General features: G+C 31.2%; 10 protein-coding genes. 4 read left to right on the forward strand and 6 right to left on the reverse strand.

The window, feature by feature from the left end; genetic code table 11:
- Positions 1-340: 340 nt before the first annotated feature.
- Entirely contained in the window at positions 341-697 is a 357-nt protein-coding gene (locus tag AC3E9W_RS21375; protein WP_488769950.1) for a hypothetical protein, read from the forward strand.
- A gap of 170 nt (positions 698-867) precedes the next feature.
- Here the strand turns inward: AC3E9W_RS21375 and AC3E9W_RS21380 are convergent, their stop codons facing one another.
- The 3 genes from AC3E9W_RS21380 to AC3E9W_RS21390 form a co-directional block, all read right to left on the reverse strand.
- Positions 868-1,293, reverse strand: coding sequence for a hypothetical protein (locus AC3E9W_RS21380; RefSeq protein WP_488769951.1), 426 nt, complete (start codon positions 1,291-1,293; stop codon positions 868-870).
- 22 nt (positions 1,294-1,315) lie between these two features.
- Positions 1,316-1,753 (reverse strand): hypothetical protein, encoded by a 438-nt coding sequence (locus tag AC3E9W_RS21385; RefSeq protein ID WP_488769952.1) that lies wholly within the window; start codon positions 1,751-1,753, stop codon positions 1,316-1,318.
- 236 nt (positions 1,754-1,989) lie between these two features.
- Positions 1,990-2,883: a LysR family transcriptional regulator gene (locus AC3E9W_RS21390; RefSeq protein ID WP_488769953.1), complete on the reverse strand. Its 894-nt coding sequence runs from the start codon at positions 2,881-2,883 to the stop codon at positions 1,990-1,992.
- A 112-nt stretch (positions 2,884-2,995) separates the two neighbouring features.
- Between AC3E9W_RS21390 and AC3E9W_RS21395 the strand changes: the two genes are divergently transcribed.
- The gene (locus tag AC3E9W_RS21395) at positions 2,996-3,610 is read left to right on the forward strand and encodes an NAD(P)H-dependent oxidoreductase (RefSeq protein WP_488769954.1); all 615 of its coding nucleotides are present in this window, start codon (positions 2,996-2,998) and stop codon (positions 3,608-3,610) included.
- A 182-nt stretch (positions 3,611-3,792) separates the two neighbouring features.
- Here AC3E9W_RS21395 and AC3E9W_RS21400 read toward each other — a convergent pair whose 3' ends face one another.
- The 3 genes from AC3E9W_RS21400 to yiaA form a co-directional block, all read right to left on the reverse strand.
- A complete protein-coding gene (locus AC3E9W_RS21400; protein ID WP_488769955.1) occupies positions 3,793-4,275 on the reverse strand; it encodes a CPBP family intramembrane glutamic endopeptidase in 483 nt (160 codons plus the stop codon).
- Positions 4,276-4,980: 705 nt separating this feature from the next.
- A complete protein-coding gene (gene rsgA, locus AC3E9W_RS21405; RefSeq protein WP_488769956.1) occupies positions 4,981-6,036 on the reverse strand; it encodes a ribosome small subunit-dependent GTPase A in 1,056 nt (351 codons plus the stop codon).
- A 459-nt stretch (positions 6,037-6,495) separates the two neighbouring features.
- Positions 6,496-6,966, reverse strand: coding sequence for an inner membrane protein YiaA (yiaA, locus tag AC3E9W_RS21410; protein WP_488769957.1), 471 nt, complete (start codon positions 6,964-6,966; stop codon positions 6,496-6,498).
- Positions 6,967-7,092: 126 nt separating this feature from the next.
- Between yiaA and AC3E9W_RS21415 the strand changes: the two genes are divergently transcribed.
- Entirely contained in the window at positions 7,093-8,610 is a 1,518-nt protein-coding gene (locus tag AC3E9W_RS21415) for a tetratricopeptide repeat protein (RefSeq protein ID WP_488769958.1), read from the forward strand.
- Positions 8,611-8,824: 214 nt separating this feature from the next.
- Entirely contained in the window at positions 8,825-13,672 is a 4,848-nt protein-coding gene (locus AC3E9W_RS21420; protein WP_488769959.1) for a RecQ family ATP-dependent DNA helicase, read from the forward strand.
- Positions 13,673-13,727: the final 55 nt, after the last annotated feature.

Consider the following 13,727-nt stretch of genomic DNA (forward strand, 5'->3'; position numbering starts at 1 on the left):
AAAAAGTAAGATGTCTGTTTTCTATACCTGTTAAAAACAAATTATTCTCTTTATCATTAATTATATTTATTCTTCTTAAATCATTTGTAAAATGGTTCGAGAATTGTCCCGTTAGGGCTACAAGTAAAAGCTTCAGAGAAATCTGAAGCTTTTTTTGTTTATTGTAAAATTTGATTTAGATTGCGGGTGCGAAGTCAGAGACATTCGCACAGCTTTTTACAAGAACACTTCGAGAGCAGGGTAAATAAATTAATAAACATTTACAAACAATTAAAAACGGCTAACTTTCTCCAATCCGTGAATTAGCCATAATTAAATCCAAACTCAACTCTAAAAATAAATGAAAACTTTTTCAGTAATTGCTTCAATATTGTCACAAAATGAATTAGGAGAATTTATTAGCGAAAAATATAATTTAGAAGATAATTTTAAATGTGAACTTTTTAGAACGGGAGTGAATCATACATATTTTATGTTTAACAAGAATAGAAAATATGTTGTCCGAGTTTATTGTCACAATTGGAGAACAAAAGTTGAAATTGAGCAAGAATTAAAACTTCTAAATTTACTCAAAACTCATAATCTTTCAGTTTCAGTTCCAATTGTAGATAAAAATGAAAATTATATTCAAGAAATAAACGCCCCGAAGGTCACAGGTTCGAGTCCTGTTCCCGCTACTAACAAAACACCACTTTAAACAAAGTGGTGTTTTTTTTTGAATTAATAAGAAAGCTCATATTCGACAGAAACTCGAGTCCTGTCGCCAGTACTAAAACAAAAAGCCTCAGATTTCTCTGAAGCTTTTTGTTTTAAAGTACTTTACTCAGTTTAAACAAATTATTTTGAGGTTTAAAATTTATCCTGACACTATCCGAAAATCATAATTGAAATATTTACTTTAATATAATCGGTCTTTCCTTCACCTTCCCTTATTAAAATAATTTTATAATTTTTCATAAAATCCATAAGCCCTTTTATATCTAAAGATATTATCCCTTCATTTATAAAGAATTTTGAATTCCTAATAAAATATTTTAAATCCAAGACTTCCATAGGTTTTAAATCAAACAAAATTTCAGCTTCTTGAAAACAAAATTCGGTGTGTCCATTTCTATCTTTAATAAAAAAGGTTTTAGGAATATTCTTTGTTTCAAAAAGATAGGAATTATCTATTTTAAAATACAGCGTATCTCTTTTTTCTTTTTTCTGAGCCTGTATATTATTTAAAAAAAACAAATTTATAATAACTGTACATCCTATAAAAACATAGATTCTAAACCTCGATATCATCATTCAAATCGAATAAACTTAAAAATTATTTATCTCTGTAAATTTCAAATCCTCCACTTGCAACTTCTTCTATATACTCTTCTTCTGTTATTTTTTCAGTAGAAATAATCATTTCCCACGTTCCGAAAAATTTTTTCTCAACTTGATCATAAAATCCGAGATATTCTATATTAGGGTGACTCAAATTTTTATCAATCAAAATTTTATTATTTTCGTCTTTATAGTAGTGATATGGATAATTTACTACGAAACTAATTTGATCATTTTCAATAAATCCTTTTACCAGAATCGGTTCTGTGATGATATTTTCAGATTCTGAATCGATTGTGGTTCCCACAAATGAATCACCATCAAAAGTCAAATTCATTTCGAATAACACATTTATATAACTATCAATAATATCATAACCTTCCAAGTATGAAAAGGAACCTTTCCAAGTTTGTTCATTATCGACAATTTTCATATTTTATTTGTTACTTTTTATAATAAATTATTCCGCCAATTGATTATTAATTTCATTTCAAAAATATAGTTTTTTATCATCAATCATCAAAAGAAATTTTAGTTTAATTGATTTCTCCGCAGCGATACAGATTCTACTCCTGTTCCCTCTAAAACAATAAAAGCTTCAGAGAAATCTGGAACTTTTATTGTTTACTTTGCTTGTTCACGAGCGAGACGCTCACGTCAGCGTGTAATTTAACAAGGTTGTAAATTAGTTTGTTTCATCTTTTCTATAAAAAGGTTAATTTCTTTCAAGTTCCTATTCTTCAGCTTGAATGAATAAAATAGTTTTTGCTCTATTATTTTAGCAGACTTAATGGGGGCTTTAATTAATTTTTTATCTAACTCTTCATCACATAAATATTTAGGAACTATACTAAATCCGCTATTATTTTTTAAAATTTCTATTATGTCCAAATAAGAGGGTAGAATATATCTTGAAACTATTCTAGGATTAGTATTAAATCTAGAATCCCAGAACTTTTTTATATCATTTTGGTCATTGTCATATGTAAACCAAGTTTGATTTTGTAGCCACGTGATGAATTGCTTGTCATTTTTTTCAATATTCTCTGGAATAACAATAGAATTGGAGCAAATTAATTCTAACTCTTCATTCTTTAAGTATGTGAATTGATGGTCGTAAGTATCGTGTTTTTTTATTCCAACCAATAATTGAATTTTTTCCATTTCAAGAGCTTCAATCAATTCTTTTTCATTTCCAAATTGGGTCACTATATACATATCAAAAGTATAAATGTGATGTATTAATTCTTTCTTGAAAAAGTCTGTGGTACAACCAATTGTTATTGCAAATCGCTGTTTTTTTGTTCTTTGACTCGAATAATATTCTACTTTTTCTAATTCACTTAATGGATTGTTAATTTGTGAATATAAAAATTTCCCATATTCGGTAGGTGCTAATTTCCGAGTAGTTCTTTCAAATAGTTTTTTTCCAACATGACTTTCTAGGGCAGATAAATGTTTACTGACTCCAGGTTGAGTCATATTTAATTTTTTTGAAGCTTCTGTTATATTATTACATTCATATATAGCACTAAAAGTCCTCAACCATTCTAAATTAATCATAACATATATTATAAATAGGCAAACAAAAATAATTAAAATTATCAATGTGTTGATTCTATATTTGTAAAAAAAACGACAAATCATTAGTAATAAACTATTTAAATAATAAGAAATGACAAAAACATTAGCAATAAACTACACACCTAGAAAAGGCTCTTACACCCAAATTTTATTTGATGAGTTTGTGGAACTAGCAAAAGGAAAAACAGAAATAAAACATTTAAATTTAGCTGAAACTCCACCAGAATTATTATTAGAGAAAAATTTAAATTTAATAATGGAATGGAATATGGGCAAAAGAGACTTTTCAGAAATGGAACTCTTAACTCTATCTAATCATCATAAACTTATAGATGAAGTTATTGCTGCTGATAATATTGTATTGGCTTTTCCTATTTACAATTTTACAATGCCAGCAACAGTAAAGGCATGGATAGATGCTATTGTCGTAAGTGATAAGACATTTTCTTTTAGTCCTGAAACAGGTTTTAGTGGTCTTTGTAAAGATAAAAAAGCGTTATCAATAGTGGTTAGTGGATTCGATTATAATAATTCCGACAATATCAAGGAATTTGCTTCATCTACAATAAAACAAAATTTTGATTTTATGGGTATCTATTCAGAACAGATTTCAGCTTTTGGGGTTGACCAAAATAGAGACCAATTAAATTCAATTCTTGAAAATGCGAAATTGGAAATAAAAACTTTGGTTAATAGATGGTACTAACTATTCAGAAAAGAAATACATAATGAATAACACTGGCATCTAAATTTCTTAAGCTTTAAAAGAAGATATTCTGTTCAAAACATATTTAAAGTTTCTGTTGGTTACTTCTTTTTCTAGAATATTAATCACAAAAAAATACCACTTACGAGTGGTATTTTTTTTTGTGATGATTAAAAATTATTCTAAGTTAAATATGTTTTAATAATAAAAACAGAACCATTATATATAGTATGCGCTACCAATGGCAATAATATTGCCTTTTTTTGACTGTTGCCTTTTATATATAAAAAAGCAAACAACAATCCTCCAGTAAAAGCAAACAAAAAATAAAAAACATTATACAGATGAAATGATGCAAAAACAAAAGCAGATATGAAGCAACAATATTTCAATCTCATTTTAAAACTCTTACAAATCTCGATGACAAGGTACTGAAACAATAGAGTTTCAATAAGAGGAGCAACCACAACAAATAGAACTATTTTTTCTTTAATCGTGTAATTATCATCAAATCCTTTGCTTAAAGAAATATCGAAGAGATCTGAAACAACAGAGAATATATAATTATTTAAAAAATTCAGAAGAAGTATAAGCAAAACGAGTTCCCAATCTCTAAGTCCAAGAATACTATTTCTTATTTTTGAAATTGTGTATATATCTTTCATAAAGCAAACTATCGAAGTTGGCAAGTTCTAATGGGTTCAAGCCTTTAGGAACTATCATTACAAATTTTGCAATTATTTTGCCAAGGTGGCTCCCAAAAGTTCCCCTTTTTCAAACACCCATATTGAAACAATTAGACAAAACAACATTAGTCCCAATAGAAACCAAATTTTTCTTTTTTCACTTTCTTTTATCATATTTAAATTATTTACATTAAACATTAATTTGTTATTAAAAAAGGCTAGTTCAGAATATCCTGAACATTACAATTACTTCAAAAATTGTCCAATTGCATATCCCGACAGGTATACAAATCCCAAAATATAAATAGCAATCAGTATTGGCTTTAATCCAGAAGGTATTTCCATAAATTTTATTAATTAAAAATCAACTTGTTATTTTCCATTTATCAAAATATAACTCATATACAAATATTAATTATTTGAACGAAAATTCCTTACGTAAAACCACATTTTTCAAAATTTAACAATTGAATAGAAATATTGATTTATTTGCAAAGAGGATGAAATAAATTCAATTGGAAAACAAAAAGCTCCAGATTTCCCTGAAGCTTTTTTTGTTTCTGTACTTTTTAGATGAAACTTTTTCATTCATTACATTCACGAGCGAAGCACTCGCTAACAGAAGAAAACACAAAATGTAATGGTGTGAGCATTCAAAAAATCCCCACACCATTTAAATAGATATTAAAAATTTGTTTTGCGTTTCTTTACTTCATCTATGAGCTTTGAAAAAGACTTGTCTTTTTTTCGTTTTTCATGATTTGAAGTCGAAAAATGCCATGCTTCTCGTTGAAGTTTCAAATAACTTTCATATATCTTACCATCTAACATGCCATTATTCACTGCTTCCAGAACGGCACATTCAGGTTCATTGGTATGTGTACAATCTTTAAAACGGCATAATTCTTCATAGTCGGAAATCTCTAACATTTCTGCAATCGAATCGGAATTATCAATAGCCAATCCAAATTCGCGAACACCAGGAGTGTCAATTAAAACGCCAGAACCGTCCATCGATATCATTTCACGACGAGTCGAAGTGTGCCGTCCTTTTCCTGTAGATTCACTTATATCAGACGTAAGCAGTAACGACTTTTCGCAAAGTGCATTAACCAAAGAACTTTTCCCCACACCCGAAGACCCGACAAAGACCACAGTTTCGCCTTCCTTAATAGATTCCCGCAACTGAACAATCGTTTGAGGTTCATGAATACTGGTGAAAAATACAGGTATCTGACGCGCGATATGCTTAATTGATTCGTTCACTTTCTGTTCATCAAAACCCAAATCGGCTTTATTTAGAACCAATACGGGACTAATATTTTCTTCCAATATCTGAATCATGAAGCGTTCTACTCGACGAACATTAAAATTATCGTCCAAACCCTGCACAATAAATGCCTTATCGACATACGACGCAATGACCTGTCTGTCGGCTATAGTTCCGCTTTTCTTGCGATGCAATGTCCGCTCACGAGGCAATAGATCAACTATAATTCCTTTATTCTCATCAAATGGCTGAAAAACAACCCAATCGCCTACGCAAGGCAATTCAAAGTCTGATTTACCAAACATCATGTTTCCAGAGAGTTCACATTGAAACAGTCCTTTTTCAGAAATAATTTCGTAGCATGTTCTGTGTACGATGGACACGCGACCATGAGAAAGATTTTTATATAAAGATTGTTGTTTGAGCTGGTTCAACTTATCGTTCCAGCCATAAATATGTAAATAATTCATTGTTATAACTTTTTTGTATTGTAAAACACATAGCCACAGCGTTCTTTATACTTAATAGTATAGCTTGGCTTCATAAGTTCCTTATCAATATTTTCTTAACGTATATAGCATACACGTGAAAGCATAGCAATGCAATCATCGTTGTATGTAGAATTAAAACTTAATTGATATAATAGAGATTATCCTCGAATAGAGTTACCCGAGAATAAATGAAAGGACAATTTGTACATGAAATACAAATTGTTTACGATACAAAATCCGATTTAAATGAAGTATTTAACATCTTGCAAAGATAATGAATATTTTGTTGAATCATTAATACTAGTTTTGAAATTGATTCATTACGGCTACTAAAAACAAAAGCTTCAGATTTCTCTGAAGCCTTTTGTTCAATTATTCTAAAGTTTAGAAAACCCCAAAACTGCACAAATATGTGACAGTAATGAGGCCCGCTAAAAACTATACATTAGCCGATTCAAATTGTTTCAGGTCTCTGGTATTTTTCTGAACAGCAAGTGCAGAAAATAAGCCCAATACAAATGACATTCCGAAGAATCCCTTTTCGCTTAGTAGTAGTTGGGCATTCCAAAGACCAATTATTAATAATACTATCGAAGCGATCGTACTAAACCAGCTTATACTATAATATAAATCGGTTACGGGTATTCCTTCTAGCCTGTCACGTACGCTTTTTTGGACTGAAATTACTGAGAAAAGACCAAAGAGAAGAATGGTGAAATAATATCCTTTTTCGTTGTAAGCCATATCCGAATTATAAAGTCCAATACAATATGAGGTCATCCCTATAAGTAAAGTCATCCACGATGCGCCCACAAAAGCGACACTCGGCTTTAAAGGATATCCATTGTTTGATCTTGCATTTTTTGATTCTGAATTGTTGTTTGATTCATTTGGTTTTAGCGGTTCCATAATTTTATGTTTTATAATTATGAAGCAAATGTCTGAATGAATGAGAAGTTGTGAAAATCAATTTATTTAAAAAACTGACGATATAAAAATACATTTTACTATTTTTATCTTCCTAAAACCGCAATTATGAATGCACTGCAAGAAATAGCCAATATGATGAATGAAACTGAAAAAAAGGCATTCATAAGTTATCTATCAAAAAAGAATAAACGCAAAGACACAAGAAATATAGATTTATTCAACTTCTTAAAAACTGATGATATAAAACTTAAAAATAATTTTCTAGAAGGCAAAAAAAGTAGCGATGCGTATCATGCGCTTAGAAAAAGGCTTTACGATAGCATGATTGATTTTATGGCGAATCGGAGTTTTGAAAATGATACTTCGCAAGAAAATGCAGTTCTTCGTCTTATTGTTGTAAGTCGCTTGTTCTTTGAACATAAACTCACAAAAACAGCTTTTAAATGCTTGGCAAAAGCCGAAGAAATCGCATTGAGTATTGAGCATTTTAGTCTTCTAAATGAAATCTATCAGACTCAGATTCAATTTGCGCATTTTAATCTCTCAGAACCAATTGAAAAAATAATCCAGAAGTTTAAAGCAAATAAAAAACAGCTCGAATATGAAGAACAGCTCAATTTAGGTTATGCTGTTTTACGTCGTGAACTTGCTGCTATTCACCACGAGGGGCGAATAGTCGATTTTCAGGCACTTATAAAAAACACCATCGAAACGCATGGAATATCATTAAAACAGGGATTAACTTTTAAATCTCTGTACCAAATATTATTTATTGCTAACGAGTATGCCTCTATAAACAATGATTTTTCTCTCATACAGCCTTTTGTCATTAAAAGCTATCATTTTATCAGTAAAAAAAACGAACTAAAAGACCGACATTTATACTATCACATCTACATCTTGTATTTTATCGCAAACTTTTATTTTCGTAGCGGCCAGTTTACCGAATCTCTGAATTATCTTGATTTGATGTCTACCGAACTTCAAAAACAATCTGGAAAATATTATCAGCGTTTCTGTCTCAGGTATTTTTTATTGCTGGCTTTTAATCAAAATTATCTTGGCAATGCTGAAAAAGCTATAGAAATTGCTGAAAAAGCGCTTTCCTCAAACAAAAAAGCAGATCCTAATGACATAAATGACATTCGTCTCATGCTTATTGTTTTTTATGTCCAGCAAAATGCAGGAGCTAAAGCCGCTAAAGAAATGACAAAATTAAACCATACTGACAGTTGGTACGAAAAGAAAATGGGAATTGACTGGGCAATAAAAAAGTGTCTAGTCGAACTGCTTCTGCACATTCAGCAAGAAAATACAGAACTGGCTTTATCGCGAATAAAAAGCTTTAAACGACGCTATAAAAAATATCTTTTAACTGTAAACGAAGAACGTGTCGTACATTATCTTTTATTTGTAGAACAATATGTATTGAAACCCGAAATTATTCGAACTCCAAAATTTCAAAAAGCAATTGAAGATTTTATAATATCAGCGCAAAACGGACCTAAAGATATTTTAATCATGAGTTTCTTATCGTGGCTGGTTGCAAAAGTGAGACTAAAACCGACTTATGAAACAACTTTGAATCTTTTGGAAACATACTTTTGCACTGAGCATTCTTAAACAAAACATTAAAAATCCACGATAGATAACTCTAGATAACTCTGGAGTTTTTTTGTTTTAAAATAAATTTTATTTAATACAAAAAAAACTTATTTTAATGCAAATCTTTTAAATTTAGAAATTAAACACTACATTAGCTATATATCATCCTCTCCTTTAAACATTTGCATATTTATTTCTCAAAAGAAATCAAAACATAATCTTGTTAAGTTGAATGCTAATAGATGAACAAAATAGTACCCGCTTAATTACATTTATTGATACCGAAATTGAACAATTAAGAGGCAAAATTCTTGATTTGGGTGCAATGAAGGAAGACGGCAATTTATTTCATCAGACCTCTTTAGACAATTTTACTCAGTTTTTGAAAGGAAGCGAATATATCTGCGGCCACAACATTTTAAATCATGATATAAAATACATAGGAAACGCAGTTCAGCAAGCTGGCATCAATTCTTCCAACATAATTGACACCTTACATCTGTCAGCATTACTGTTTCCAACAATACCTTATCATTCCTTAGTAAAAGATGATAAACTTCAGACAGAAGAAAGAAATAACCCCGTAAACGATTCTATAAAAGCACGTGATTTATTTAATAGCGAAGTTGCTGAATTTTGGCAAACAGATGAAACGCTTAAAGAAATCTTCTGGCTTTTATTAAATCCAACAAAAGAATTTGGCGCGTTTTTTCGGTTTATAAATTATAGCAGTACAAACTCTCGAGTAGAAATTATTATTAGATCAAAATTCAGAGATGAAATTTGTGAACATTCAGATTTAGCTAGAATAATAGCTGAACATCCTATAGAATTGGCCTATTGTCTTTCGCTGATTAATTCATTTATAGTTCATAAAAAGCTTCACTCCATTACGCCTCCGTGGGTTCTTAAAAACTATCCCGAAGTCGAACGGATCATGTTATTATTACGAAGTAAGCCCTGCTTAACTGGATGTAATTACTGCAACAATGCACTAGATATATTTAAAGGATTAAGCAAATTCTTTGGCTTTAATTCATACCGCACCTATGGTGGTGAACCACTTCAGGAAAAAGCAGTTAAAGCAGCAGTTAACAATAAATCGGTACTAGCTGTTTTCCCAACAGGTGGCGGAAAATCAATTACATTTCAGGTTCCTGCTCTTATGAGCGCTGAAAACTATAAAGGGCTCACCATTGTAATTTCACCTCTTCAGTCGTTAATGAAAGACCAGGTTGACAACCTTGAAAAAAATGGAATAACCGAGGCGGTAACTATAAACGGATTATTGAACCCGATTGAAAGAGCTAAATCATTGGAAAGAATTGAAAATGGATCTGCTTCTATTCTATATATCTCTCCAGAATCATTGCGTTCCACAACTATCGAAAAACTGATTTTAGGCAGAACGATTGCCCGATTTGTGATTGATGAAGCTCATTGTTTTTCATCTTGGGGACAAGATTTCAGAGTTGACTATCTCTACATTGGAGATTTTATAAAATTAATTCAAGAAAAGAAAAACCTTGAAGATAGCATACCCGTTTCGTGCTTTACCGCAACAGCAAAACAGAAAGTAATTGAAGATATTCGGGATTATTTTAATGAAAAGTTATCGATAAATCTTGAAGTATTCACTTCAAAAGCAGCGAGGACAAATCTTCAATACAAGGTTTTTGAAAAGCAAAACGAAGACGAAAAATATCTGACCGTCAGAGATTTGATTGAAGAGAAAAAATGTCCGACAATTATCTATGTATCTAGAACAATTAGAGCTTATAAACTTGCCGAACAGCTGGTAAAAGATGGTTTTAATGCAAAACCATATCATGGTAAAATGGATAAAAAGGATAAAACCGAAAACCAGAATGCATTTTTAAGTGGAGAAACTCAAATTATGGTGGCTACTTCTGCATTTGGCATGGGAGTAGATAAAAAAGACGTGGGTTTGGTTATTCATTACGAAATTTCAGATTCACTCGAAAACTATATTCAGGAAGCAGGGCGCGCAGGTCGAGACGAAAATATTTCAGCAGATTGTTTTGTGCTGTTTAATGAAGAAGACCTCAGCAAGCACTTCATTCTACTAAACCAAACCAAACTTTCAATAAGGGAAATTCAGCAGATTTGGAAAGCGATAAAAGACATTACTCGATTTCGTTCTAAAGTATCTAATTCTGCATTGGAAATAGCCAGAAAAGCAGGCTGGGATGATAGTGTTGTAGAAATAGAAACAAGAGTCACGACAGCAATAGCGGCCTTGGAAGATGCTGGATATCTTAAACGCGGACAAAATACGCCAAGAATTTTTGCCAGCAGTATTTTATCTGAAAATGCTCAGAAGGCTATTGATAAAATAAACTCTTCAGAAAAATTTGAAGAAAAGCAAAAGGAACAAGGTGTACGAATTATAAAGAAACTTTTTTCAAGCAGAAGCAAAAAAGAATCTAGCAATGAAACTGCCGAATCAAGGGTAGATTATATTAGCGACCATTTGGGAATTGTACGAGAAGAAGTTATTAATATAATTAACTTATTACGAGAAGAAAACATTTTGGCCGATGCTAAAGATTTAACTGCTTTTATAAAGAAAACAGAGCATAAAAACCGTTCTCTTGCCATCGTAGAAACATACAGTAAAATTGAAAACTTTTTCTTTCCGCTCTTTAAGGAAGAAGAAAGTGTTTTTAATTTGAAAGAATTGAACGAAGATGCTGAAAAATATGGCTGTGAAAATGTAAACACTAATAAAATAAAAACGATAATTAATTTTTGGTGTATTAAAAACTGGATTAAAAGGAAAAATTTAAAACACAATAAAAACCATATTGCCTTACTCTGCCTTCAAAATAAGAAAGAGTTGAAAGAGAAGCTTGAAAAACGCCATGAACTTGCCAATTTTATTACTGCTTTTTTCTATGACAATAAAATGAAGAACATTGCAAAAGATCAGGAAGAAAAAGAAGAAATTCTAGTTGAGTTCTCGGTTCATGAATTAAAGTTTGCTTATGAAAACAGCGACAACCTTTTCAAAAAAGAAATAAGTATTTATGATATTGAAGATACCCTGTTTTACCTTTCTCGAATCGAGGCAATAAAGATAGAAGGCGGTTTTCTTGTTGTTTACAATGCTTTAACCATTGAACGAACGGAACAAAATAATAAAAAACAATACACAAAAGACGATTATCAAAAGCTTGATCAATTTTACGAAAGTAAAGTGCAGCAAATTCATATTGTGGGCGAGTATGCTCAAAGAATGATTGACGATTACAAAAACGCGCTTCAGTTTGTGGAAGATTATTTCCATCTGAATTATGATTCATTTTTGAACAAATATTTTAAAGGCAGCAGACAAAATGAAATTAAACGGAATATTACTCCCGCAAAATTCAGGCAGCTATTTGGCGAATTATCTCCTACGCAATTGAAGATTATTAATGATAATGAAGCAAGGCATATAGTTGTAGCTGCTGGCCCAGGCAGTGGAAAAACAAAAGTTTTAGTTCACAAACTTGCCTCGCTATTGCTAATGGAAGACGTAAAGCATGAACAGTTGCTCATGCTTACTTTTTCAAGAGCTGCAGCTACCGAATTTAAAAAACGCTTATTAGATCTAATTGGCAATGCTGCAAATTTTATCGAAATCAAAACATTTCATTCTTACTGTTTCGATCTTTTAGGTAAAGTTGGTACTGTAGAAAAATCGACAGCTATTTTAAACACTACTGTTGAAAGAATTAAAAATGGTGATGTTGAAGCCAATAAAATCACCAAGACTGTTTTAGTGATTGATGAAGCTCAGGACATGAATGCAGATGAGTTCGCTCTCATAAACGCATTGATGGAACAGAATGATGAAATGAGAGTTATAGCAGTAGGAGATGATGACCAAAATATTTATGAGTTTAGAGGGGCTAGTTCTAAATATCTTGAACAGTTTATTAATGAAAACAATGCCATCAAACATGAATTGGTTGAAAATTACCGTAGCAAACGTAATTTAATCGAATTCACAAATCAATATGTCCGACAAATTCGACACCGTTTAAAAGAAACTCCGATTATTGCCACTCAAACCGATAACGGAAAAATCAAGATTGTTAAGTATCAAAACGCCAATCTGATTACGCCTCTGGTAACTGAGGCCGGCAACACAGATCTTTCTGGAACTACATGCATACTCACAAAAACCAACGAGGAATCTATAAAAGTTGCAGGACTGCTTTTAAAAAATGGCATTAAAGCAAAACTAATACAATCTAATGATGGCTTTAATTTATGCAATCTAGTTGAGGTTCGATTTTTTTTAAGCAAAGTTGATTTAGGCCCAGATATTTACATCATTAGTGATGATATCTGGAATACTGCCAAAGAAGAGCTTAAAAACACTTTTCGTTATAGTAATAAACTAGAAGTTTGCCTTAATCTCATCAAAGATTTTGAAAACACTAATCCTAATAAAAAGTACAAATCTGATTTAGAAGTTTTAATACGAGAATCCAAACTGGAGGATTTTTATAGTCAAAATGTTGAAACAATGTTTGTTTCAACGATCCATAAAGCCAAAGGAAAAGAGTTTGATAATGTATTCCTCTTACTTGAAAATTTTAATCAAGACTCCGATGAAGCTAAACGTCAATTGTATGTTGCAATGACCAGAACTAAACGTAATTTACATGTTCATCTCAATGCAAATTATCTTCATCATTTGACCGCCGAAAATCTGGAAAAAATAGACGATAATGAAATTTACGCTTCTCCTGATAAAATTGCCGTCCATACCACTTTGAAAGACATCTGGCTTGACTTTTTTATTGACAGGCAGAGTTTAGTTTCTCAACTAATATCTGGCGATAAACTGCATATAAATGGAAACGAATGCTTAAATTCTAACGGACAATCTGTATTAAAGTTTTCAAAGCAATTTATCACCAAAATTGAGGAAATGAAAGCTAAAAATTACGAGCTAAAAAGTGCAAATGTAAATTTCATATTGTACTGGTTTAAGGAAGAAACTTCTCAGGAAATTAAAATAATCTTGCCTGAGCTTTATTTTGAAGTTTTCACAAATGTTTAGAATTGAAATTCTTTTCTCTTTATTTAAGCTAAATAATTTTTGCTCCATAAGCTAC

This window comes from Flavobacterium sp. 38, from assembly GCF_057799715.1.